A 22,946-nucleotide genomic window follows, 5' to 3' on the forward strand; every position below is an offset into this window, starting at 1 on the left:
CCGGTGATGGGAACGGGTTTCACCATCGACACGCCGTTGAAAGTCGCCCGCTACGGCATATCTTCGGTTATCCAGATCGTCGATGACGTTCTCATCGAGCAGATGCGGCGGTTCCATACCGAACTGGCCGGCGAAGCCTACGAGGAGATCGCCGACGATGTCGAGGATGCCCGAGCCCGACGCATCACGGCCTACCTCGATCTCGTCCACGACCATGTCAAGAAGCAGGTGAGCGCGCTGCAATCGTCCCTCTTCGAAGCAGGCAGCGACCTCACCAAGTACTTCGAGATGCTCCCGACCGGATCTCTCCGCGACACCTACCAGCGGATGAAGGACAGCCGGGACGAGTCTGAACGAACCCGCCTCCAGGACCTCCTCCGGACCTTCGTCACCGCCGGGTCGATCGACGTGAACTTGATGACCAAGGTCGACCGGGATGCCTACCAGGACGGGATGAAGCAGGCTCCCGAGATGAGCGACGCCCTCTCCGGCCTGCGCGGATTCGCACGCAGCAAACTTCAATCTGCCGTGGTGTTCTCGGCCGGATTGAACCCTCGGCTGTACAACTACCTCTCCGAATTCGACGACTTCTACCCCGACGAGAAGGGCCTGCTCCGGAAGAGGATCATTCTCAAAGTCAGCGACTTCCGGTCTGCGCTCATCCAGGGCAAGTACCTGGCAAAGCGGGGTCTGTGGGTATCCGAGTTCCGCATCGAGTCCGGGCTCAACTGCGGCGGACACACCTTTCCATCGGTAGGCAAGCTGCTCGGACCGATCCTCGACGAGTTCAAGAGCAAGCGTGCGGAACTGATTCAGACGCTGCACACCATCCGGAACAAGGGCCTGCAGGCACGCAACCGCGTCGAAGTCGCCGATCCCCCGGAACTGAACATCACGGTGCAGGGCGGGATCGGTACCGCCCAGGAGCACCGCCAGATCATCGAGCACTTCGATGTCGACTCCGCCGGGTGGGGAACGCCCTTCCTGCTGGTTCCGGAGGTCACCAACGTCGACGACGAGCACCTGGTGAAGCTTCAAGAAGCCACCGCCGACGACGTGTACCTCAGCAACTCCTCACCGTTCGGCATCCCGTTCTGGAGTCTGCGGACCTCCGAGAGCGAACGTCACCGTCGCCAGAAGATCATCGACGGCCGCCCGGGAAGCGCCTGCCCGAAGGGCTACCTGGCGCTCTACAACACCGAGTTCTCCGAGGTGCCCATCTGCGTTGCGTCCCGCGAATACCAGGTGCAGAAGCTGGCACATCTCGACGGCGAGGGATACACACCCGAACAGCTCTTGGTTGTGAAGGAAGATGTACTTGCCAAAGCCTGCCTGTGCCGGGACCTCGCCGGAGGAGCGGAAGGCAAGAACCAGATCAAGAACCGATCGCACACTTCTGTATGCACCGGCCCGAACATCGTGAACTTCTCGAAACTCGCCAGCCTCGCGGAGATGGTCGATCATATCTACGGCAGGGCCCAGCTGATCTCCACACCGGACCGTCCCCACGTCTTCGTGCGAGAAGCCGAGCTCTATCTCGAGTTCGTGCGCGGTGAGCTCGACCGGTTTGCGCTCGACCTCTCGACGCGCACCGTCGCCTACTTCGATGAGTTCCGAACGAACTTGCTCGAAGGTCTCGACTACTACGGCCGGTTTGCCGACGAGCACGACCTCGGCGCTGAGTTCAAAACCCGCATCGGCGAGTGCCGCGCCGAGGCCGAGCGCATCGCCGTACCGGTGCTCGTCTGACCACGCTCTTCCCGGTCGGTGCCCGTGCCGGGCTCGACCGTGTCACGCCGAATCGGCGGCGATGGCTACGAGTGCGGCCGCCAACGCCAGGGTGCCGATCGCCGGTATCCACTCTCGACGGCGAACATGGAGACCGGCGGCGAGCGACATCAGAATCGCCAGACCCACGGCTGCCAGAGCGGTGAGGCGGTCGATCGCCTGAACCATCGTCGGGAACATGAGCCCGACTCCGCCCGCAATCTCCAACCAGCCGGCCAGGCGATATCGATTGGGCGGCAAATCGGAGACCCAGCCGAGACGGACGGCCGCCTGCTCGTGGGGAACCATCAGCTTCAAGGCGCCCGTCGACAGGAACAACAGGCCTAGAAGAAAAGCCAGGAGCAGGGTGACCGAACCCACTTCCTAGCGGCCGACCGCATCCAGCAGGGGAACGAACGAATCGAGAGCGTCGAGAACCTCTCCCGGAGGTCCCTGCGGGAGCGCCAGGACCGCACGGGCAACTCCCGATTCGGCGAGCGGCTCCAATACCTCCGCCTTCGCCGGGGCCTGGAAGAGGGCGAGTTCGATCGAATCGGGGTCGCGGCCCGATTCCTCGGCCAGGCGCCGGAGCTGATCCACCTTGTCACGGAACGAATGCCGGCCGGCGATCGGCATCCACCCGTCGCAGTATTCGACGATGTCGCGCATGGTCTTCGGTCCCGCGTCACCGCCGAGAATCACAGGTGGATGCGGCTTCTGAATCGGCTTGGGCCACGACCAGCTCTTCTCGAAGTCGACGAACTCTCCGTGGTACTCGGCTTCGTCCTTCGTCCACAACTCCTTCATGGCCAGAATGCTCTCGCGGATGATCGCCCGACGATCCGTATAGCGGATTCCGTGGTCGGCCATTTCCTCTTTGTTCCAACCATATCCCACGCCGAAGAGCACCCGTCCACCCGAGATGACGTCCAGGGAGGCAACCTCCTTGGCCAGCCAGAGCGGATCCCGCTGCGCAACGAGGGTGATGCCGGTTGCCAGTTTCAGGGTTGTGGTGACCGCGGCTGCGGCGGCCAGTGCCACGAACTGATCGTGAGTGTGCCAGTAATGGTCCGGGAGCGGTGGCGCCGCCTGACGCCCTCCCCACGGAGTGACACGGCTGGTCGGAATATGGCTGTGCTCGGGAAACCAGAGCGACTCGAAGCCCCGCTCCTCCACCGCCCGGGCCAGTTCGACCGGTTGCAGGGTTGTATCCGTGGGAAATATCAGGACTCCGAGATGCATCGGTCTCTCCTTTGTCCGGCGGAAGCATAAAGGGCAGGCGGCTAGATTGGTTCCTTGTGTTCAGGGGAGACAGCCGACAGGAGACCCGATGGCCCGATCGAGCGGTTTCGACGTTTGCGAAACCAATGGTCGTTGACGCCTCCGTTGCCGCCGTGGCGAGGAGGGTCTCCCCGGAGGAGGAACACGAGGCTGCCCCGGGAATCGTCGTGACCCATCCCGGCCGCGGCGGGCGTGCCGTCGACCGGCGCGACGGCAGACGGCGGCTTCGAGGGAACCGATGACGACACCCATCGATCGTCCCCCGGCCTGGGTCTCAGATGCCATCTTCTATCAGATCTTCCCGGATAGGTTCGCCTCGTCCGATCGAGTCGAGAAACCGCCCAACCTGGAGACATGGGACGATCCGCCGACGGTCTTCGGCTACAAGGGGGGCGACCTGCCCGGGATAGTCGAGCATCTCGACTACATCGAGGATCTTGGAGTCAACGCCCTCTATCTGAATCCGATCTTCGCCTCCGCCTCCAATCACCGCTACCACACCTGGGATTACTTCCGCGTGGACCCGATGCTCGGAGGAGACGACGCCTTCGACGACCTCCTCGCCGAATGTCACAACCGCGGGATCCGGGTGGTGATCGATGGCGTCTTCAATCACTGCGGCCGGGGGTTTCTCCAGTTCAACGATCTCCTCGAAAACGGTCGGAGCTCGGCATGGATCGACTGGTTTCTCGTCGATTCGTGGCCGCTGCACGCCTACGACGGCCAGAAACCCGGCTACCACGCCTGGTGGGGCAACGCCGCGCTTCCGAAGTTCAACACCGAAAACCCGCAGGTCGTCGAGTACCTGATGAGGGTCGGGGAGCATTGGGCAAGGAAGGGTATCGACGGCTGGCGCCTGGACGTTCCGAACGAGATCACAACTGACGGTTTCTGGGAGGAGTTCCGTCAGAGAGTGCGAGCCGTCAATCCGGACCTCTACCTAGTCGGTGAGATATGGGAGGACGCCACCGACTGGATCGTGCGGGGCGACCGCTTCGACGGAACGATGAACTACCACTTCGGCGGCCGCACTATCGCCTTCGCAGCCGGCAGCCGGGTCGATGCCCGGCTGGCGGCCGGCCTCCCCTTCCCGGTGTCACCTGCACTCGATGCACCCGGCTACGGCGACGCCATCAACGATCTCCTCTTTCGCTATCCACGCCACTCCCACCTCGCCAATCTCAATCTGCTCGGCTCGCACGACACTGCCCGGGTGTTGAGCGTTGCAGGCGGGGACGTCGACTCCGTCATCCTCTCCACTCTGCTCAATTTCACCTTCCCCGGTGCGCCGTCGATCTACTACGGCGACGAGATAGGAATGAGCGGGGGGAATGATCCCGGCTCGCGGGGAACGTTCCCATGGAAGCGCACCGACCTCTGGAACGACCGGCTGTTGAGGGCACATCGCTCGCTGGCGTCACTCCGCAGCCACCACCGTGCACTCCGCCACGGCGAATACCGAAGGCTCGCCGCCAAGGACGGATCCTCGCTGTACGCATTCGCGATGCAGGACGAGAGTGAACAACTCATCATCGCCCTCAACGTATCCGACACGGGAGCCTCGGCCACCATCGTCGACGAGACCATCGGCGGCACCTTCAAGACTCTCTGGGGATCGGGAGGGATCAAACGCACCGAAGGCAAGATACATCTGGCTCTGCCGCCGAGAACCGGCGCCGTGTGGGAGGTGAGCCACTAGCAGTCCCCGATCGGCCGGTGCCGGGAGACGGGGCCGCCCCCAATCTCATCCGGCCGTACGCAACGCTTCCGTAGGTGACATTCGCGCAGCTCTGATCGCCGGGTAGAGGCCGGCAACCGCTCCGATCACCAGAGCGGCGATGATCCCGCCTGCGATGGCTATCGGCGGAATCAGGGCGTCCCACCCCTTGAATACTGCATAGGCGGTAGTGACCGCCGCTCCGAGAACCACCCCGCCCAACCCGCCGAACAACGACAGCAGGAGGGCCTCACCGAGGAACTGCGACGCAACGTGACGCTTCGTAGCCCCGAGGGCACGGCGCAGGCCGATCTCGGAACGCCGCTCGAGCACCGAGATGACCATCACGTTCGCAATCCCCACTCCCCCGACCAGGAGGGCGACGGCCCCCAACCCGAGAAACAGCGCAGTCAGGGCATCGTCGGCAGCCTCCTTCGCTTCCAGAGCATCTGTGGGGCGGGCCACCTCGACCTCTTCGGGATTCTCCGGATTGGCGGTTGCAGCCATGACTCCCATCACTGCATCTACCTGGTCAGGATCGACACGCACGAGGATACGGGTCGGCACTCCGTCGTCGTCGAGAAAGTCGGCCGCCGCCTGGAGGCCGACCATGGCGGCCCGATCCAGATCCGGAGCCAGCTCGAACTCCTGGAGGATGCCGATGACGGTGAACCACCGGCCACCCAGCCAGACCTGCTCGGAGCCGGTCACTTCCGTGAAGCCGAGACGCTCTGCCGCCACCGCGCCGAGCACCGCGGTCGGATATGCTCCGGTGGCCGCGTCCAACCACCGGCCGTCCGCAACCGCGCCGGCCAAGGTGTCCAGCAGGTTGAGATCGACCGCCTGAACGGAGATCCCCCCGGTCTGTCCTTCCGGTATGTAGTCCGTGCGATACACCTTGGCGTCGTCCACCGCACTGACAACGGTTGTTGTTTCGACGGGTCCAATCTGGGCGATCATGGCTGCCGCTTCCTGGGGCAGTTCACCGCTCCCGATCCCTATGCCGGTACCGGCTTCCACGGTCAAGAGATTCGTGCCCAGCCTGTCGAGTTGGGCGAGCAACTCCGACTTCGAAGACTCCGACAACCCGAGCACTCCGACCATCGCGGCAATGCCGATCATGATGCCGAGAGCCGACAGCGCGGTTCTCAACCGGCGCGTCCGCAGTCCGACCGTCGCCGTTCTGCCGAGGTCGCGCGGATGTAATCTGCTCGGTTGGAGGTCGGCAGCCATCAAGCCACCTCTCCCCGGGAGGTGTCGTACTCGATCAGGCCGTCGCGCAAACCGACCGAGCGGGGGAAGTGGCCGGCGATTTCTCGATTGTGGGTGATCACCACAATGGTCGTGCCGGCCTCGTTGAGTTCCTCGATGAGTTCCACGATCGAGTCGGAAGTCTTCGAATCGAGGTTGCCGGTCGGCTCGTCGGCCAGGACGATCGACGGGTTCCCGATGAGCGCCCGAGCAGTTGCCACGCGCTGCCGCTCACCTCCGGACAACTTGGTCGCTACATGATCGAGTCGATGCCCCATGCCCGCCCGGCGCAACGCTACTTCCGCCATCTCGCGGCGCGCCCCCAACCGCATTCCCGTGTAGAGCAGGCCGTCGGCAACGTTGTCGAGTGCGGTGTAGCCGCTGAGCAGATGAAACTGCTGGAAGACGAAGCCGATGTGATGGGCGCGGAGCGACGACATGTCCTTGTCGGAGAGTTGCGACACGCGGTGTCCTGCAACCGTGACCTCGCCCGAGGTGGGTCGGTCCAGGGTGCCCATGATGTGCAGCAGGGTTGACTTTCCCGACCCGGACGGACCTACGACGGCAACGAGTTCACCCTGGCCGACCGAGAAGCTGACGCCGCCCAGAGCCCGCACAACGGGGGTTGTCGGGTACTCCTTGGTGACGTTGTACAGCGAGAGGACCGGGTCAGACGCAATCACGGCACAACAACTCGATCACCGGCCTTCAGGCCATCGCCGGCTATCTCAACCAGTCCGTCGGCGAAGAAACCGGGATCTACTGCAACCAAACGGGAACTCCCCCCGCCGTTGTCGACCCTGACCGCGTAGCCTCCCTCGCTCAACGCGACGAGTGCCGACACGGGAACCGCCAGGACACCCTCGACCGAATCGGAGATCACATCTACGTCGACCGGGGCCTCGTCCAGGGAGCCTGCAACCGACGGGTCGAGCAGTTCGACGATCACTTCGAACACTGCCTGGTTTCCCTGATCCACCGTCGCGGTCGTGGCAACCGAAACCACCACGCCGGGCGTCTCGGAGAAATCCGGGAGGACGACAATCACATCATCACCCACCGACACGACGCCCTGGTCGCGTGCCGGTAGGTTTACGCGGACCACCTTGTCGGATGATGAGACCGCCAGCACCGGGCTGCCGGGGCCGACGCGGCTCCCCACCGAGGAGAGCCCGTCACTCACCAGAACCGACGTCTCCAGGAAGACGACCTCGCCGAGGTCCACGACGCCGTCTTGCTCGAGGCCGGTTGACGCCTGCCACGAAGAGACTGCGGCACGCGTCTCGTCGGTGAACGTGCCGTCTACCTCGCCGGGATCGAACCCGAGGGCGGCAAGAGCGGCTTCGAGTTGCTCGACGTCCCGGCCGACCATCGGCTCACCGGTGATCAGAGACGCCACCGGAGCGCCACCGCCGGTCGAATCGCCCACGGCGGCGATGGTGCGTACCTGAGCCGGACCCGGGATGAAGATCACCTCGCCGTGGTGGACGATGCCGTCCGTCTCTGCCCCGACGTCCTCTTGCCAGGCCTCGACCATCTGCGCGGTGCTCGATGTGAACTCCCGGTCGACGGTCACCGCCTCATCAGGGTCGTAGCCGAGCGCCACCAGGGCCGCCTCGAGTTGCTCGACGTCTTCGCCTTGGAGGTTGGTCGGGGCATCGAAGAGGGTCCGGTACGCCGGCACGTCACCGTACAGGACGACGACGGGCTCTCCGTCGACGCGATAGAGCACATCCCCTTGGGCGAGAGGGGCACCGGGTTCTGCAGCGGCGGTGATGGTTCCCACCAGCCTGCCCTGGACGGCGAGCGTTTCCGCCCCGGCGGCCATGTCCCGGTAGGCAGGAGACTCGCCGTAGAGGAGGATCACCGGTTCACCATCGATGCTGAACAGAACATCGCCCTGCCCAACCATCTCCCCGGCACCTGCTGCGGTCGTCAGGGTGCCCGACAGCTGGGTGGTCACCGGATCGCCGTCGACCGTCCCGAGGGTTCCCTCATACCTCTCGATCTGCACGAGGTCCGTGATGACGGCCTCCGCCAACCTCGCCGGTGAGGTCGGCGCCGCGGTTGAGTCCGGCCCGCCGCCGTCCAGGGCGATGAGGACAGCGGCCCCCGCGGCGGCCGACACGACGATGCCGGCAAACAACCACAGCCAGGGACGCCGTCGGGGCGCAGCATCCGGCGATCGGGCTGCGTGCTCGTTCGCCGTGGCTTCTTCATCAAGCGGCATGTGGGGCTCCGTGGTGGCTTCCGTGTCGCTCATAATGCTTCCTATCCGGCCGAGATGGCAATCAGGGCGCGGAGACACGCTGTTGTGTGCCCGAGAGGATGGCCGGAGGACCTAAGACCAGGATGCAATCAGTCTGAGAGTTGCATGAGAAAGACCTACCGGGGTTTTCTCAGCAATGCTGTTGCGCGTGGGGAACCACAGTATTGCTGAGAAAACTCAGGGGAGGTCGCTCGGGACACGTCGCCGATCGGGTCGGATGCCGAATCGCTGCTCGCGAATGTCGAATGCGTTTTCCAACACCGCCTGGATGGCGAACATGCTGTCGAGCCGGGCCGGGGCGAAGAGCTTGGATTGATCGACCTCGACGTCCGACAGCACTTCGATTCCGACCCGGCCGCACCCGCTGCACACCCTGCGTTTGATGCTGCCGCCAACTCCAGATGCATCGACGAAAGTGTGGTTGCCCTTCCGGCAGTCCTTGTTGCGTCTCATGTTGCCTCCCACATTGCTTTGCAGTCGCCCTACCGAGGCGCCATCATTCCGGCCCACCGGATGACATTTCAACATTCCCCACTGTATTCACTCTCCGTGGCTTGTACAGCACTATTTGTGGTCGTAGATGGGGACTAGTGCCGACCCCTCTCCGGCCGCCCGGCAGCCGAGCGGACGCACTGCCAGGGGCTATCCGACGCCGAAACGCTGTTGAAGCTCGTTCCGGGGAGCCGCCCTGATCATGAAGATGCTGTCGATGGGCAGAGGAGCGAAAAGCCGGGATTCCTCCATCTCGGCACTGGCGCGGAGGTCGATCTCAATCAGGCCGCAAGACGGGCAGACCTGCCGTTGGATTCCGCCGCCGATCTCGACGAGCGGCCCGAAGGAATGCTCCCCCCTCCTGCAACCAGATTTGCGCCGCATCCCGCCATCCCCTTCCTTCCCGAGACTGCATCGGTTTGGTTCGACGATTGGGCACTCCCAAACTACTCACTCTCGGTGGTATGTCGAGCACCAATGGAGACACAATCCCGTCGCGCCATCCACGGGAGATCAGGGACGCTTGAAAACCGACTCGGACAGGATCATCGAAATATCTCGCACCCGCACCTCGGAGCCGAGTTCCTTGACACCGTCGTCGATCATGACGTAGCAATATGGACACCCGACCGCCACCTCCGCCGCCCCGGTGGCAATGGCCTGCTCTGCGCGTTCGACGTTGACTTTCTTCCCGGTCTGCTCTTCCATCCAGAACCGAGCCCCGCCGGCTCCGCAGCACATTGCATTGGTGCCGTTCCGCTCCATCTCCACGAGCGAAGCGCCGGTGGCTGCAACGACTTCGCGCGGAGCGACGTAGACGTCGTTGTGGCGTCCCAGATAACAAGGGTCATGGAACGTGATCTCGGGCCTCTTGCCGGTTGAGGCGGTCGTATCCAGCGACCCGTTTCCCACCAACTCCATGAGAAGCTGGCTGTGATGGACCACCTGGTAGTCGCCCCCCAGCTGCGGGTAGTCGTTGGCTAGAGAGTTGAAGCAATGGGGACACTGAGTGATGACCTTCTCGACACCGAGATCGTTGAGGGTTTCGATATTCGAAAGGGCGAGTTGCTGATACAGGTACTCGTTGCCGGACCGGCGAGCAGGATCACCGGTGCAGGATTCTTTCGGGCCGAGCACGGCGAAGTCGATGCCGGCCTCGTGCAAGAGCCGGGCCGTTGCCTTGGTGACCTCCACGTTGCGATCGTCGAAAGATCCTGCGCAACCCACCCAGTAGAGGTACTCGGCCGAATCGACACCTTCCTCACCGAGGACTTTCACCTCAAAATCGAGAGACCCGGCCCAGTCCATGCGCTTCTGCTGGCTGAGCCCCCAGGGATTGCCCTGGTTCTCGAGAGCAACGAAGGCTTTGCCCAGCTCGACCGGGAAGTCGGCTTCCATCAGCGCCTTGTACCTGCGCATATCGAGAATCTTGTCGAGGATCTCGATATTGACCGGGCAGATCTCGTCACATGCTCGACAAGTGGTGCACGACCACAGCTCATCCGACGTGACCCGCTCGAACAGATTGTCGGCGCCGATACTGATCTCGGTGTCCATCGACACGGGAGTGGATATCCGGGCCGGGGCTGTAGAAGCAGCCACTTCGCCGACCTTCAGCACCATCTCGCGGGGATCGAGCGGCTTCCCGGTCGTGTTGGCCGGGCAAACGCTGGTACACCGACCGCACACGGTGCAGGCGTCGGTGTCGAAGATCTGCTTCCAGGTGAGATCCGTGATCACCGACGCACCGATGGATTCGATGTCGGTGGCTTCCATGAGATTGGGGAGCTCTTTCATCGCCCCCTTCGGCCGATCCCGGGGCCCCATGAACATGTTGGCCGGTGAGGTCAACATGTGACGCAGCTTGGTGGTCGGGAGGATCACCAGGAACCACACGAAGGTGGCTACATGCGCAATCCAGAAGAACTGGTGCCAGCCGGCGGCCGCCGCTTCTGGAAACAACGAGCTGAGGGGATAGCCGATGAAAGACCACACTTCGAAGTCCGGTCTTCCGTCGACCGCGATGCGGGCCGCCTCTGTCAACACACCGGTCACTCCGATCAGCCCGAGCACGGTGAGGATCCAGGCGTCCTCGGCCTTGGTCTTGGACCGTAGTCGCCAGGGTGCCCGGCCGTATCGCCGTGCAACAGCCCAGAAGACTCCGACTATGAGCGCGACGGATGCTGCGTCGAGGACCGCCGAATAGCCCTTGTAGAAGCTGCCGCTCAGGAACTTCAGGCCTTCCGGCAAGAGGTGATCGATCTCGAGGATCACGGTGCCGAGGAACAGGAGCACGAATCCGTAGTAGATCAAGGCATGCATCAACCCGGCCGCCCGATCTCGAAGCAGCGTCTGCATGGACAGGCCCGCCGTCAGGTTCTTCAGTCGCTCCCCCCATCGACCCGTACGGTTCTCGGAACCGCCGCGCGCCCAGCTACGCGAGCGTTCTGCAAACAGATAGAGGGTCAGAGATAGAAACGCACCGATACCGACATAGAAGGCCGCCTGGAAGGCACCCGGAACGTTGCCGAATACCTCGCGTCCGATCTCGGGAACATGATCGCCGGGAAGAGTGCCCAGCCACCAGAAGAGCAACGTGGCAGGAAAAGCCGCGAACGCCAGAAGGAGGAGGATCCGGGTCGAAGTCGGGCGTCGGCGAGGCTCCATCGTCATCCTTTCCTAGCGAGGACGTTCAGAGTCTACGAAAGCTCCCCGGCTCGCGCCGACCGACCGGCAGGGTCGAAGGTCACGAATCACGCCGGTTGCTCAGCGCCGCCCGCACGCGGCTCGGTCCCCCGAGGGGGACCGAGCGGCGCAGCGAGGTTGTGGGCGGAGGTCTACTCGGTGAGCCCGAGCTCTGCCTTCAGCTCTTCGAGCTTCGTATCCGCCTGTGCCAGCGAGATCGCATCGCGCAACTCCGCCTCGGTCCCTTCGGGCGTGGATTCACGCAGCTCCGAACGTGCCTTGGCTTCGGACAACCTCGCCTGAATCTTGTCCTGAACCTTGTCGAGGCTGGGAGCTTCGTGTTCCATCGAAGCTGAGATCGACTCGACGGCCGAGTTGACGGCTTCCTGCATCTTTGCCTGCTGAAGTTGCCCGACGAGCTCCATTCGCTTGGCAGCCAGTTCCTGGAGCCGCATGGCATTCTGCTGCACGGTCCGTTTGGCGTCCTCGGCCTGGTTCACCGAGATCTCGTACTGGTCTTTCAGCCCGTTGAGGTTGTTCTCCCCTGCCTGAAGCTTGAGGGCAATGCTCTGTGCCGCCTGGGTCCACTTGTTGAGCCCCTCGATGTCGCCCTGATTCTTTGCTTCGTCGGCACGAAGCAGGGCTTTCTTGGCCATCTCGCGAGCTTCGCCGACGGTGTCGGCGGCCTGTTCGATCTTGGCTTCCAGTTGGGTTCGATGAGCAATCACTTTGGCAGCCTGGTTACGAAGGACCTGGTCCTGCCTGCGAGCCTCTTGGATCGCCTGTTCGATCTCAACCTCAGGGTCCATTGCTCCTTCGACCGTCCGCCGGAACAGCGCTTTGATGTAGCCCCACAAGCGTTTGAACATGATCTCTCCGATCTCCTTCTTGAGCTTCGTCCATACTAAGACAGCGAGGGAACGGCTGACGCGGCCGACTGGGTCTAGCGGCGGCGGCGCGCCCTTCCCTTCACCTTCGGTGCCGACGCCTGCCGGCTCGAGGGCTTCGATCGGGTCCCACCGGTCGCGCGGGGAGCCGAGCGCGGCGCACTGCGACTCCGGGATCCGAGCCGGCCCAGGGCCGATCCCGCGCTGCCCCGGCTGCGACGGCGGAGGCCGCTCGAGCGTCCGAAGTCGTATGAGGCGCCCATGTCCCGACCTCCGAGCAGTACCGAGAACGTGCTGAGCCAGTCGAGGCCACCGCCGCCGTACGATCTCGGAGCCCGTGGAGCAGGGATGGGCCGTCCCCCGACGTTGATCGATCGGGGTGTCGGTGTCTCGCCGTTGCGCAGCTTTGCGGCACAGTCTCTGCATACGCCGACCATCTTCGAACCTGCTGCGGTGCGAATCTCGGCTTCTTCGACCCCGGCGCGGTGGGCCGGATCGAAGAAGCAATGGGCAGGTCGATCCTCCGGCTCCGCCGGAACGTCTCTATCCTCGATCAGCGCTTCGGCAGCCTCGAGTTGCCATCGGGCACGGTCGAGACGATCGGAAAGCTCTTCGAGCGCGCCCAGGTCGACTGCCGTCTCGGCCGCTTTCGACACTTCCGAGTAGGTGTCGCTGGCCTCCCGGAAATAGGCCAGAGCTCCTTCGTTCTCGGCAACGGTCACCCGGTCGGACAGATCGAGTATCTCGTTGGCGATCACGTCTATCTGGGTTTTGAGCTCTTCCTTCGCCTCGTCCAGGCGGCCTTCGACGATCTGCCTGTCGCGCCGGGAGTTGCGCCAGATCACGAACACGATGCCCCCGACTACAACCAGCATGAACGCAAGGAACGGCGCACTCCCACCGCCGCCGGTTGAGTCGGTCGCCGACCGGTTCGAATCCGGCAGCCTGCCGGCGAATGCCTCGAAAGCACCGATGTCATCCCGCTCCAGGAAGTCGTCGAAGGCGGCATCGACAGCGTCGGCAACGGCGGCGGCGTCATGGACGCTGGACGACGCACCTATCTCATTCGGTGAGATCACCACCACCGTTCCGTCGAGTTGCTCACCAATCAGCCGTCCGGCGAAGAGGTCGTTGCCGCCCGATGGGTCGGACCTCAGGACGACAAAGTAGAGCCGGCGCTCCACAGCGTCGACATCGGCTACCAGTTTCTCGAGTCCGTTGATGTCGACGGTTGTCCCCTCCTCCGCCGCGTAATTCCGGAACTGGAGCTCAACGAGAATGGCGTCCGGGTCGGCGGCAAGGGCCGGCATCGCCGAGACCATCGACATCGCAAGAAGAACGAGTATCAGGAATCGGCGCATACCGACCTGGAGCTTAGCGACGCCGCGCCGGACGGAAGCACCCCGGGGGACCCCAGCGGTCACTCTCCAAGCAGATCCCGGGTGACTCGAGCAACGTGGCCGGAGGCACGGACATTTCGGTATACGTTGAGCAACAATCCGTCGCCGCCGACGACGAAGGTGGACCTGATCAGGCCTTCATACTCACGGCCGTAGTTCTTCTTCATACCCCAGGCACCGTACTCCTCGGCCACGATGTGGTCTTCGTCCGACAAGAGGGGGTAGGTCAGGGACTCCCGCTCCTTGAAAGCAACGAGGCGTGGGATGGGGTCGGGACTCACGCCCACCACGGAGAAGCCGGCGGCCAGAAGCGCGTCGGCGCGATCCCGAAAGTCACATGCTTCTTTCGTGCAACCGGGCGTCATGGCCTTCGGATAGAAGAACATGACGAGCTTGCGACCGGTGAAATCCGCCAGTGAAACTCTGGACCCGGTGTCATCCGGAAGGTCGAAGGCGGGGGCTTTGTCGCCGATTTCGAGCACTCGACACCTCTCTCTCTTTCGCTGAGACGCTACTTCCCGAACAGAGCTCGCAGAAAGAACAATGTGTTGGCAGGACGCTCTGCGAGGCGCCGGGTCAAGTACGGATACCACTCTGAGCCGTACGGAACATAGATGCGCAAAGGATGGCCCTGGCGCACCAGTTCGCTCTGCAACTGTTCGCGGATCCCGTACAGCATCTGGAACTCGAACGGGGCGGCGCGGCCGGCCACCAGTTTCCTCGCCAGGTCGATCAGCCCATCGTCGTGCGAGGCGATCGCCGGCTTGGCGTCGTCCTGATCCATGAGTTGCTTGGTCAGTGTGGCGAAATTGGCGTCGACATGTTCCTTGCGTCTCATTGCGATCCTGTCCGGCTCGGCATATGCACCTTTGCACAGCCTTATGTGGCCGCCGAGGGGAGCGATCCTTGAGATATCTGCGCCGGTCCGATAGAGATACGCCTGCACGGCAACCCCAACGTTCTCGAACTCCTTCTGGATCAGTTCGTAGATGTCGAGAGTCGCGTCCGTATACGGGCTGTCTTCCATATCGATCGTCACGGTGGTCCCGACCTCGGCTGCCCGCCCGGCGATTTGTCGCATGGCTTCGATCGCGATCCCGCGATCGAGAGCCAGACCGAGTTGCGTCAGCTTCACCGAAACGTTTGCATCCAGACCGGTAGCCGCGATCTCATCGAGACATGCCAGATAGTCGTCGCGCGCCGCACGGGCGGAGCCGACATTGGTGACGGATTCACCGAGGTGATCCATTGAGACCATCATCCCCCGTTCGTTCAGCTCCTTCGCCACAGCCACAGCTTCACTCAGGGTCTCCCCGGCCACGAACCGCAAAGCGAGCCTGCGCCCGGCGTTCAGCTCGGTGAAGAGCCACTTCGACAGCCGGAGGTCTGTGGCCTTCAGCATCACGTTGCTGAATGCGCTGATCACGAATCTTCCTCCGCGGCGACTGCGAACCCGCCGAGTTCCTTCGATCGCTGGGCGGCTGCCCTCACGGCATCCTCCACGAGAGCTCGAAACCCTCGCTCTTCGAGGACGTGCATCGCCGCCGCGGTCGTGCCGCCCGGGGAGGTGACCTCGGAACGGAGCTCGAAAGGGCTGCGACGGGTGTCTACGAGCAGATGGCCGGCGCCCTTGATCGTCTGGTGAACGAGGAGTTCTGCAACGTCACGGGGGAGCCCCTCACGGATCGCGGCTTCGGTCAGGGCCTCTGCGAGGAGAAACGCATAGGCGGGCCCGGTCCCCGAGACGGCGGTAACGGCGTCGAGCAGGTGCTCCTCGAGCCGGGAAACCGGACCGACCGCCGAGAGGACTTGTTCGGCCAGATCGAGATCGTCGGCGGAGGCAAAAGCTCCCCCGGCCATCCCGCTGATGCCCTGACGAACGATCGCCGGGGTATTCGGCATCGCCCTGACCACCGCTACCTCTCCGAGGGCCTTTTCGAAGACAGACGTGGGGACACCGGCGGCGAGCGAGAGGAACAGGTGGCCGGCCTCGACCACTGGGTTGATCTGCGCGAGGAGGTGGTGGACATCGCGCGGTTTGACTGCGACGACCACGACATCCTTGCCCGCCAGGATCTCCGCCGGTTCGAGTACGCAGCGGCACGATGTGCCTGCTTCGACTCGCCTGGCCCGCTCGACCCGGCGAGCGGCGAGGTCGATGTCGGAATGTGCCCAGCCGGCCTCCAGGAGGCCCATAGCGAGCGCCTCGCCCATGGCTCCGGCACCGAGTATCGCTACAGAGGGGTGTTCGTGGCTCACAAATAGACAGTATATGGGGACAAGCCGTTGGCGGTCGTGGAACAATGCACCCGTGGGCAAGACGAGGGCCATTCAGGCGTTGGAACGGGCCGGAGCACAGTTTCAGGTCCACCGCTATCGCGTCGACCCGACGGACGGATCCTACGGCGAGGCGGTAGCCGCCGCCGTCGGTGTAAACGGCAGTCGTATGTTCAAGACGCTCGTGGCTTCGGTCGACGGAAACCCGACGGTCGGCATCGTCCCGGTGAACAGGCAGCTCTCCCTGAAGGCGCTCGCAAGAGCCGCGGCCGGAAAGCGGGCGCACCTGGCACACTCCAGCGACGCCGAACGACTGACCGGCTACGTCGTCGGCGGAATCAGTCCATTCGGACGGGTCAAGGAGATCCCCGTGTTCGTCGACGAATCCGCCTTTGAACACGAAACCGTCTACGTGAGCGGCGGACAACGCGGGATCCAGTTGGAAGTCGCTCCGGATCTGCTCGTCTCGATGAACTCCGCGAAGAGGGCGCAGATCGCCGACTGACCTGGTTTCTCAGCAATACCGATGCGCGTGGGGATCACCAGCATTGCCGAGAAAATCAATGCGGTTTCTCAGCAATACAGATGCGCGTGGGGATCACCAGCATTGCCGAGAAACGGTCGGGTCTACTCCCGGGCCAGGTACTCCCGGATCATCCCGATCACAGTCCCGACCGCGCTGGAGTTGTAGCCCTCCGGGATGATGATGTCGGCATAGCGCTTCGAAGGTTCGACGAACTGCAGGTGCATGGGTCGTACCGACCTCAGGTACTGCTCAACCACCGAGTCGGGAGTCCGCCCTCGATCGCGAATATCACGCTCAATCCGCCTGGCGAGTCGGAGGTCGGCGTCCGTGTCGACGTAGATCTTCAGATCCATGAGATTGCGCAGGGCCTCCTCGGCCAGCACGAGGATTCCCTCCAGCATGATCACCCGATGCGGCTCCACGACCAACGACTCGGGGCGGCGGGCATGGGTACCGAAGTCGTACTGCGGTTGCTCGATCCTCTTGCCCGCCAGGAGACTCCGGACATGCTCTACGAGCAACTCCGTCTCCAGCGAGTTCGGATGGTCGTAGTTGATGCTCGCCCGTTCCTCGGCGGACAGCTCCGGCCGATCCCGGTAGTACGCGTCGTGCTCGACAAGCAGAACACGGTCCCTGCCGATCCCGTTTACGACCCGCTCGGCGATGGTGCTCTTCCCCGACCCGGATCCACCGGCGATGCCGATGACCATCGGCCGTCCCTCGCCCTTGTCAGGCCATCCTTGGAACGTCTCAAGCGCCATTACCGCAGTGTGGCTTCAGGCCCCATCGCTGGCAAATGCGAAGAGGTCCGCCTAGATCTCGGAGCCTTCCGCCAACGGGAGATACAGGTCGAACTCCCAGTCTTCCGGGGGTTGGGTTATCGGTGTCAGCAACTCCTCGAGGCACTCGTTCCATCCCGGGCCGGGCCGCAGGCCGCTCTCCTCAAACCAGGCGACGAACCGCCGCCAGGTGTCTGTGATGTTCTCGATGCCCTTGAAACGGGTTACCGCATACCGGCGCGCCGGCACATGCTTGCGGGTCAGTGGTTGCTCGACGGCCGTGTCGGCATCGATGGTCATCCACTGCTCGTAGCCGTAGTTCGGGCTTCCGGGAGTCGGATTCGGGTTGTTGAAGCCGAAGAATCGGTGTTCGCCGGATTCGATGTCGATCCCATTCGCCGCTGCGAACTCCTGAATCAACGACCACGCCTCCATTTCAGGTTCCGAACCGAATCCCAGCGCGCTCACCACGTCGATCGCCTCCAGGTCTCTGATCTCGACCACCATGTCTTCCATGTGACCTCCTTTCCTCGACGGTACGACCCACTCCCTGACATCTTGTGTCAGTATTACCTGATGGACCGGCGCCGGCCGTCTCGACGAAATGCCCTCAGTTGAAGTGAGCCGCGATGCGAGCTGACCGGCTGCTCAGCGAACTGCTGATGATCCAAAGGCACGGCCGCGTCAGAGCGAGAGACCTGGCCCGTGAACTCGAGGTATCGGTTCGTACGATCTATCGCGATTGGTACTCGCTTCGCGTGGCCGGAGTGCCGATCATCACCGAGACCGGCCCGGACGGTGGAGCCCGCCTCTACGGAGACTGGCGAACCGAACTGACCGGCCTGACCGCCCGGGAGATCGACGCCCTGGCCCTTCTGGCGGCATCAGAGCCTGTCGGCTCGTCGGCGAGGACACTGACGACGGCCCTGGCCAAACTGAGCGCTGCCCTTCCGGCGGAACACCGCTTGCCACCCGGCCGAATACATTTCGACGTCGAGGCGAGCGAGGCGGCCCTCGGGACGCTCAGCCGGGCGGTCAATCTCGGCATTTGTGTCGATGTGGAGATCATCCGCGTGTTCGACACCCTGATCACGCACAGGGTCCGGCCGATCGGACTGGTCTCGAGCAATGATCGCTGGCATCTCATCTGGATGCAGCCCGACGACAGGATCAGGGTCGATCCGCTGAGCGCGATCGCCTCCGCCGAAATCACCGACGTACCGTTCGATCGTCCCGCCCAGTTCGATCTGGCCGGGTTCTGGAAGGAACATGTGACGGTAATCGCCGCCGCACACCACACCTACGTCGTGCGCCTGCTGGCGTCGGAGGAAGCGGCGCCGCTGCTCGAACGGCGGTTCGGAACCGACCTCAGCCGGGTCGGACCACATTACGAACTCCGCTTTGATGACATCATCCAGGCCCGTTCGGCCCTTCTGCCCTGGGGTGGGGCGGTCGAGGTCGTCGCGCCGGAGGCGCTTCGTCGGACTATGCGAGATTTCGCCAGGCAGACCCTCGACCGGTACGAGTAGGACACGACCCGGCAGCCGGAGCCTCCCCCGAGGTCTTTGCCGGACAGGTCAGCGACCCTCGGCCTTCTTCGGGGACTCCTTCATCGCCCGTTTCCTCTCTCGCAGGTCGTGCACATCATCGAAAACGGCGACGTCGGCAATCGAGGGCCAGTCGGCCGCCTTCTCCTGCCACCCGGCGGGTGCCGCACCGAGCCGCTTCCCGAGAATGCCGATGAAGATTCGGGACTTCGCCACGCCGTATCCCGGAAGAGCCTCGAGCCTTCGGAGGAGCTCGGCAGCATCAGCGGCCGTCGCCCAGATCTGCCCGGCATCGCCGCCGTATTCATCAACGACCGCCCGGCACAGTGCCTGTGTTCGCTTCGCCATCGAACCGGGATACCGGTGGATGGCCGGCGGCCCTTTGAACAACTCGATCAATTCCTCTTCGCCGATTGAGGCAAGGTTGCCTGCGTCGAGAGGACGGCCCATCCGCTCCGACAAGAGATAGGGACCGTAGAACGCCCGCTCCATCGGGAACTGCTGATCGAGCAGCATTCCGATCAGCAGCGCAAGGGGATTCGCGGCCAGCAGCCGGTTGGCTTGCTCACTCTCGGTCCAGTGCAGCGCGTCAACGCCGTTCATTCGTCCCCTCAATGCATGGAGTTGCAGGCACCTGACCGGACTATCCGCCGAGCTCGAGGCCCGACATCTCCTCGAGCGCCTTGACCAGAGCATGGTTGCCGTCGCCCCCAAAGCCTCTGCGCTGCAGTGCCCGATACATCTGGAACACGAGACTCGTCCCGGGGAGGGGCGAGCCGAGTTCGTCCGCAGCTTCGAGAACGAGGCGCAGGTCCTTCTGTTGCAGATCGATCGTGAAACCCGGCCGCCAATCCCGGACGATCATCTGCGGGCCACGGTTGGCGAGCATCCACGAACCGGCCGCCCCGCCCTTCACGGCGCTCAGAGTCTTCTCGAGATCGAGACCGCCCGCCTCGGCGAACAAAAGCGCCTCGGACACCGCCAGCTGCGTTCCGACGACCAGAATCTGGTTGACGAGCTTGACGAGCTGCCCCGACCCGATCGGGCCGACGTGGGTAATTGTCGTGGCGAATGCCTCGAGGTAGGGGGTTGCTCGATCGAACTGGGCGCCGTCGCCGCCGACCATGATCGACAGCGTGCCCCGCGCCGCTCCCTCGCTACCTCCGCTGACGGGAGCATCGAGCCAGGAGGCCCCGGAGTCCTCGACCTGTGTCGCGAGTCGAAGGGTTGCGGAGGGGCTGATCGTCGAGTGGTCTATGACGAGGTCGCCGGCGGACAGTCCGGCCAGGATGCCTTCTTCGCCGTGCAGGACGGCCTCGACATCGGGAGTGTCTGAGACGCAGATCATGGTGATTCCGCACTTCGCAGCAACTTCTCTCGGAGAATCGGCGACTGCTGCTCCGGCCTCGGCCAGCTGCTCCGTACGCGATCTGGTCCTGTTCCAGACGGTGACATCGTGACCCTTTTCGAGGAGGTTGCGAGCCATCCCAGAACCCATGATCCCCAGCCCGACGAACCCGATCTTCTCGGTCAAACTGCCCTCCTTCGCTGCTGCACCGAAGACGCTACCCAGTCCATCGTTTTCGCGCGACATTCCGACCCCATACGTTCCGAATGTCGCGCGAAAACGATGACAGTGTCAGGTTTCGGCCTTGACGAAGACGAGCTCGGCCAGGCCGGATTCCAGAGCGATCTCCGTCTCGTCTACCCCGACCACGGTCACGGGTGAATGCTGTTCCACCAATACGGTGCGGCCGGGCTCGATGCCGTAGGCGCGCAGCAGTTCGCGATGGCCGGTTGTCATCGCGTCGGAGAAGCCGGCGATGGCCACTCTCACTCCGATTGCGGCGCCATCGAGGGTCGATCCGACCGGCCGGCCGTCCGACCGGGAGGGAAACAAGCGAGCCAGCAGCCCGGCCGAACGCGAGGAGTTGATATCGACCGTTGTGTACCCGCACTCCGGGCAGCACGTCAGCGTGCAGGCTCCGCTCATCGGACAGGATCCGCACGCAACTTCGGCCTCCGGGTCGAACCGCGTGCCACAGAGAGCGCAGGCAATTGTGAGCGTCATGCGCCCCACCCGAAGAACTCGAGTGCGCGTCCCAGAACTCCACCGATGAAGATCGCCAGCGGGAAGACCAGGACGGTCACCGCGACTGCCGTCTTGGCCCCGCGCTCCTTGGCGATCATCAGCACACTGGCCACGCAGGGGACAAACAGAGTGATCGTCGTCATGCTCACCACCATCTGAAGCGGAGACAGGAGCCCGCCCCCGGCAATCAGGAACAGGCCGGTGGCGCCGAAGTCCCTCCTGAAGAACCCCATCATGAAGGCCGTCGCCGCTTCGGCCGGCAGCTTCAGCCAGTCGACCACCAGGGGCTCGGCCACCCCGATCAGCCATGCGAGAGCATCGACACGATCGAGGATGAACAGCAGAACCGACCCGATGAGAAACAGGGGAACGACCTCGCGTATGTACCACTCGACCCGGGCGACCGTCTTGAGCACCACCGGGCGCAGCGGGGGGCGACGCATCGGGGGTAACTCGGCGACGAACACGGACCGATCGCCGGGCACCAGACGGGCGGCCAACCAGCCGACCATCACCAGTACGCCGATGACCACTCCCGCCCAGATCGTCATCGCAGTCATCGAGACTCCTCCGAGCATGCCCATCACAACACCCAGCTGGGCACTGCACGGGACGCCGAGAGACAGCAGCAGGATGACAAGGAGCCGGTCACGTTTGGAGGAAAGGATCCGCGTTGTCATCGTGGCCATCGTCACGCAGCCGAGACCCAGCACCATGGGAACGACGGCGGTCCCGTTGAGGCCCATCGACTTGAAGATTCGGTTGGTGAGGACTGCCAGCCTCGGCAGGTAGCCGGAATCCTCGAGCAAGCCGAAGGCGAAGAAGAAGGTCGCCACGATGGGGAGAATCAACGCCAGGGCATAGGTCATGCCCATCGTCCACAGACCGTACTCTCCCACCAGGAGGTCTTGGACCCAGATCCATGCCGAGATTCTCCCGACTGCGGAAACCACCCACGGGTTGATGTAGACGCCGAACAGGGTCTCTTCGAGCCACCCGACCAGGGTCCCGGCTCCGAATACACCTACGAACCAGTACATCCCGTAGAGGACGATCGCCAGCAGCGGCAACCCCCAGAGGGGGTGGGTCGTCATCCGGCCGACCCGGTGCATTCGGTTCGAATGTGATCCCGCCCGAGTCCGGGTCGTGTGGCCGACCAGTGAGTCCACGACTTCGAACCTCGCCTCGAGAATCGCCGAGGACAGGGGTGTTCCGAGCGCCTCGGCCGCTGCGCTGCGAACTCGCACCGCCTCTCCCATCCGACGATCGTCGAACCGGACTCGCACCCACTCTTCAACCACCGCATCTCCGGCCAGGAAGAGCAGAGCCAGAGACCGTTCTGTGATGGAGGCGTGCGGCAGGAGTCCGGCGAGTTCGCCGATCGCCGCCTCGATGGGCTCCGGATACCGGACTCCTATCGAAGCGAGGCCCGGTCGGCGCAGGGCGTCCTCGAGGGGCTGGATCCCCTCGCCGCGTACTGCCGTTGTAGCCACCACCGGAAGTCCCAGCATCCGGGAGAGACCCTCGCTATCGGGCGGGATACCGCGGTCATGCGCTTCATCGGCCATGTTGAGAGCGAGAGTGAGGGGTACGCCCATCTCGGCGAGCTGCACGGTGAGGAGGAGCGTTCTACGGAGGTTCTTGGCATCACCGACCTGGAGTACCCCGACCAGATCCTCGTCGAGCAGGACCCGCACGGTCGCCTGTTCGTCTTCGGTTCTAGACGGGAACGAGAGAATGCCGGGCGAGTCGATGAAAGTCTCGGCAAGGCGCCGTCCGGTTGCCCGGATGATTTCGACCGTAGTACCCGGGTAGTTCGCCGCGATGACCCGATGACCGGTGAGTGCCTCAAAGAGCGTCGACTTGCCGACGTTGGGGTGACCAACGAGAGCGACGACGCCTGCTTGTCGAGGCATCTCCCCCGCCATCGGAGTGTGACAGTTTCCTCCCATGACCGAACATATCGTCGTGGGCGG

The 22,946-nt window shown here is 63.6% G+C and carries 23 protein-coding genes; 4 read left to right on the top strand and 19 right to left on the bottom strand.

The features are described 5' to 3' along the window. Nucleotides 1-1,749 (top strand): hypothetical protein (locus VLT15_13690; protein HSR46265.1); only part of this gene is annotated, 1,749 nt, incomplete at its 5' end. A 42-nt stretch (nucleotides 1,750-1,791) separates the two neighbouring features. Here VLT15_13690 and VLT15_13695 read toward each other — a convergent pair. After that, entirely contained in the window at nucleotides 1,792-2,148 is a 357-nt protein-coding gene (locus tag VLT15_13695) for a DoxX family protein (GenBank protein ID HSR46266.1), read from the bottom strand. A gap of 3 nt (nucleotides 2,149-2,151) precedes the next feature. Further along, entirely contained in the window at nucleotides 2,152-3,009 is an 858-nt protein-coding gene (locus tag VLT15_13700) for an LLM class F420-dependent oxidoreductase (protein HSR46267.1), read from the bottom strand. A 277-nt stretch (nucleotides 3,010-3,286) separates the two neighbouring features. On the opposite strand from VLT15_13700, the gene VLT15_13705 reads away from it, so the two are divergent. Further along, on the top strand, nucleotides 3,287-4,747 hold the full coding sequence (locus VLT15_13705; GenBank protein ID HSR46268.1) for a glycoside hydrolase family 13 protein: 1,461 nt from the start codon (nucleotides 3,287-3,289) through the stop codon (nucleotides 4,745-4,747). A gap of 45 nt (nucleotides 4,748-4,792) precedes the next feature. Here the strand turns inward: VLT15_13705 and VLT15_13710 are convergent, their stop codons facing one another. The 11 genes from VLT15_13710 to proC form a co-directional block, all read right to left on the bottom strand. Further along, nucleotides 4,793-6,001: an ABC transporter permease gene (locus VLT15_13710; GenBank protein ID HSR46269.1), complete on the bottom strand. Its 1,209-nt coding sequence runs from the start codon at nucleotides 5,999-6,001 to the stop codon at nucleotides 4,793-4,795. Next, entirely contained in the window at nucleotides 5,998-6,696 is a 699-nt protein-coding gene (locus VLT15_13715; protein HSR46270.1) for an ABC transporter ATP-binding protein, read from the bottom strand. The genes VLT15_13710 and VLT15_13715 overlap by 4 nt, the downstream gene beginning before the upstream one ends. Then, nucleotides 6,696-8,279 (bottom strand): peptidoglycan-binding protein, encoded by a 1,584-nt coding sequence (locus VLT15_13720; GenBank protein HSR46271.1) that lies wholly within the window; start codon nucleotides 8,277-8,279, stop codon nucleotides 6,696-6,698. Before VLT15_13720 ends, VLT15_13715 begins: the two co-directional genes overlap by 1 nt. A 183-nt stretch (nucleotides 8,280-8,462) precedes the next feature. Beyond that, nucleotides 8,463-8,738: a hypothetical protein gene (locus VLT15_13725; GenBank protein ID HSR46272.1), complete on the bottom strand. Its 276-nt coding sequence runs from the start codon at nucleotides 8,736-8,738 to the stop codon at nucleotides 8,463-8,465. 189 nt (nucleotides 8,739-8,927) lie between these two features. Further along, nucleotides 8,928-9,161 carry a hypothetical protein gene (locus VLT15_13730; GenBank protein ID HSR46273.1) on the bottom strand — a complete coding sequence of 78 codons (234 nt, stop codon included), beginning with the start codon at nucleotides 9,159-9,161 and terminating at the stop codon, nucleotides 8,928-8,930. A 129-nt stretch (nucleotides 9,162-9,290) separates the two neighbouring features. Further along, nucleotides 9,291-11,444, bottom strand: a complete 2,154-nt coding sequence (locus tag VLT15_13735; protein HSR46274.1) for a (Fe-S)-binding protein — start codon at nucleotides 11,442-11,444, stop codon at nucleotides 9,291-9,293. A gap of 170 nt (nucleotides 11,445-11,614) precedes the next feature. Then, nucleotides 11,615-12,331, bottom strand: coding sequence for a PspA/IM30 family protein (locus VLT15_13740; GenBank protein ID HSR46275.1), 717 nt, complete (start codon nucleotides 12,329-12,331; stop codon nucleotides 11,615-11,617). A gap of 74 nt (nucleotides 12,332-12,405) precedes the next feature. Then, the gene (locus VLT15_13745; protein ID HSR46276.1) at nucleotides 12,406-13,710 is read right to left on the bottom strand and encodes a DUF6676 family protein; all 1,305 of its coding nucleotides are present in this window, start codon (nucleotides 13,708-13,710) and stop codon (nucleotides 12,406-12,408) included. Between the two features lie 59 nt (nucleotides 13,711-13,769). Next, nucleotides 13,770-14,231, bottom strand: coding sequence for a thioredoxin-dependent thiol peroxidase (bcp, locus tag VLT15_13750; GenBank protein HSR46277.1), 462 nt, complete (start codon nucleotides 14,229-14,231; stop codon nucleotides 13,770-13,772). A gap of 29 nt (nucleotides 14,232-14,260) precedes the next feature. Further along, nucleotides 14,261-15,175 carry a proline dehydrogenase family protein gene (locus tag VLT15_13755; protein HSR46278.1) on the bottom strand — a complete coding sequence of 305 codons (915 nt, stop codon included), beginning with the start codon at nucleotides 15,173-15,175 and terminating at the stop codon, nucleotides 14,261-14,263. Further along, nucleotides 15,172-16,008, bottom strand: a complete 837-nt coding sequence (gene proC, locus VLT15_13760) for a pyrroline-5-carboxylate reductase (GenBank protein ID HSR46279.1) — start codon at nucleotides 16,006-16,008, stop codon at nucleotides 15,172-15,174. The genes VLT15_13755 and proC overlap by 4 nt, the downstream gene beginning before the upstream one ends. A gap of 52 nt (nucleotides 16,009-16,060) precedes the next feature. Between proC and ybaK the strand changes: the two genes are divergently transcribed. Continuing rightward, nucleotides 16,061-16,531, top strand: a complete 471-nt coding sequence (gene ybaK, locus VLT15_13765; GenBank protein HSR46280.1) for a Cys-tRNA(Pro) deacylase — start codon at nucleotides 16,061-16,063, stop codon at nucleotides 16,529-16,531. A 122-nt stretch (nucleotides 16,532-16,653) separates the two neighbouring features. Here ybaK and udk read toward each other — a convergent pair whose 3' ends face one another. Both udk and VLT15_13775 read right to left on the bottom strand, forming a co-directional pair. Continuing rightward, complete coding sequence (udk, locus tag VLT15_13770; protein HSR46281.1) at nucleotides 16,654-17,262, bottom strand: uridine kinase; 609 nt, start codon at nucleotides 17,260-17,262, stop codon at nucleotides 16,654-16,656. 102 nt (nucleotides 17,263-17,364) lie between these two features. Next, entirely contained in the window at nucleotides 17,365-17,847 is a 483-nt protein-coding gene (locus VLT15_13775) for a GyrI-like domain-containing protein (protein ID HSR46282.1), read from the bottom strand. Nucleotides 17,848-17,960: 113 nt separating this feature from the next. Here VLT15_13775 and VLT15_13780 point away from each other — a divergent pair, with 113 nt between their 5' ends. Continuing rightward, the gene (locus VLT15_13780; protein HSR46283.1) at nucleotides 17,961-18,860 is read left to right on the top strand and encodes a WYL domain-containing protein; all 900 of its coding nucleotides are present in this window, start codon (nucleotides 17,961-17,963) and stop codon (nucleotides 18,858-18,860) included. A gap of 48 nt (nucleotides 18,861-18,908) precedes the next feature. Here VLT15_13780 and VLT15_13785 read toward each other — a convergent pair whose 3' ends face one another. The 4 genes from VLT15_13785 to feoB form a co-directional block, all read right to left on the bottom strand. Continuing rightward, nucleotides 18,909-19,481 carry an HhH-GPD-type base excision DNA repair protein gene (locus tag VLT15_13785; GenBank protein HSR46284.1) on the bottom strand — a complete coding sequence of 191 codons (573 nt, stop codon included), beginning with the start codon at nucleotides 19,479-19,481 and terminating at the stop codon, nucleotides 18,909-18,911. Between the two features lie 40 nt (nucleotides 19,482-19,521). Continuing rightward, on the bottom strand, nucleotides 19,522-20,412 hold the full coding sequence (locus VLT15_13790) for an NAD(P)-dependent oxidoreductase (GenBank protein HSR46285.1): 891 nt from the start codon (nucleotides 20,410-20,412) through the stop codon (nucleotides 19,522-19,524). A gap of 105 nt (nucleotides 20,413-20,517) precedes the next feature. After that, nucleotides 20,518-20,949: a FeoA family protein gene (locus tag VLT15_13795; GenBank protein ID HSR46286.1), complete on the bottom strand. Its 432-nt coding sequence runs from the start codon at nucleotides 20,947-20,949 to the stop codon at nucleotides 20,518-20,520. Next, a complete protein-coding gene (feoB, locus tag VLT15_13800; protein ID HSR46287.1) occupies nucleotides 20,946-22,886 on the bottom strand; it encodes a ferrous iron transport protein B in 1,941 nt (646 codons plus the stop codon). Before feoB ends, VLT15_13795 begins: the two co-directional genes overlap by 4 nt. Between the last annotated feature and the right edge of the window lie 60 nt (nucleotides 22,887-22,946).

This window comes from Acidimicrobiia bacterium (assembly GCA_035471805.1).
GTDB lineage: Bacteria > Actinomycetota > Acidimicrobiia > Spongiisociales > JAHEDJ01 > JAHEDJ01.

Bases quoted from the DNA above. Each gene is read 5' to 3' on its own strand.
- VLT15_13700 (HSR46267.1), bottom strand. From the start codon at position 3,009: ATGCATCTCGGAGTCCTGATATTTCCCACGGATACAACCCTGCAACCG.
- VLT15_13775 (HSR46282.1), bottom strand. From the start codon at position 17,847: ATGGAAGACATGGTGGTCGAGATCAGAGACCTGGAGGCGATCGACGTG.
- VLT15_13785 (HSR46284.1), bottom strand. From the start codon at position 19,481: ATGAACGGCGTTGACGCGCTGCACTGGACCGAGAGTGAGCAAGCCAAC.
- VLT15_13730 (HSR46273.1), bottom strand. From the start codon at position 9,161: ATGCGGCGCAAATCTGGTTGCAGGAGGGGGGAGCATTCCTTCGGGCCG.
- VLT15_13740 (HSR46275.1), bottom strand. From the start codon at position 12,331: ATGTTCAAACGCTTGTGGGGCTACATCAAAGCGCTGTTCCGGCGGACG.
- VLT15_13725 (HSR46272.1), bottom strand. From the start codon at position 8,738: ATGAGACGCAACAAGGACTGCCGGAAGGGCAACCACACTTTCGTCGAT.
- udk (HSR46281.1), bottom strand. From the start codon at position 17,262: ATGGTCATCGGCATCGCCGGTGGATCCGGGTCGGGGAAGAGCACCATC.
- VLT15_13795 (HSR46286.1), bottom strand. From the start codon at position 20,949: ATGACGCTCACAATTGCCTGCGCTCTCTGTGGCACGCGGTTCGACCCG.
- VLT15_13720 (HSR46271.1), bottom strand. From the start codon at position 8,279: ATGAGCGACACGGAAGCCACCACGGAGCCCCACATGCCGCTTGATGAA.
- VLT15_13780 (HSR46283.1), top strand. From the start codon at position 17,961: ATGCGAGCTGACCGGCTGCTCAGCGAACTGCTGATGATCCAAAGGCAC.
- VLT15_13705 (HSR46268.1), top strand. From the start codon at position 3,287: ATGACGACACCCATCGATCGTCCCCCGGCCTGGGTCTCAGATGCCATC.
- feoB (HSR46287.1), bottom strand. From the start codon at position 22,886: ATGCCTCGACAAGCAGGCGTCGTCGCTCTCGTTGGTCACCCCAACGTC.
- VLT15_13735 (HSR46274.1), bottom strand. From the start codon at position 11,444: ATGGAGCCTCGCCGACGCCCGACTTCGACCCGGATCCTCCTCCTTCTG.
- VLT15_13745 (HSR46276.1), bottom strand. From the start codon at position 13,710: ATGCGCCGATTCCTGATACTCGTTCTTCTTGCGATGTCGATGGTCTCG.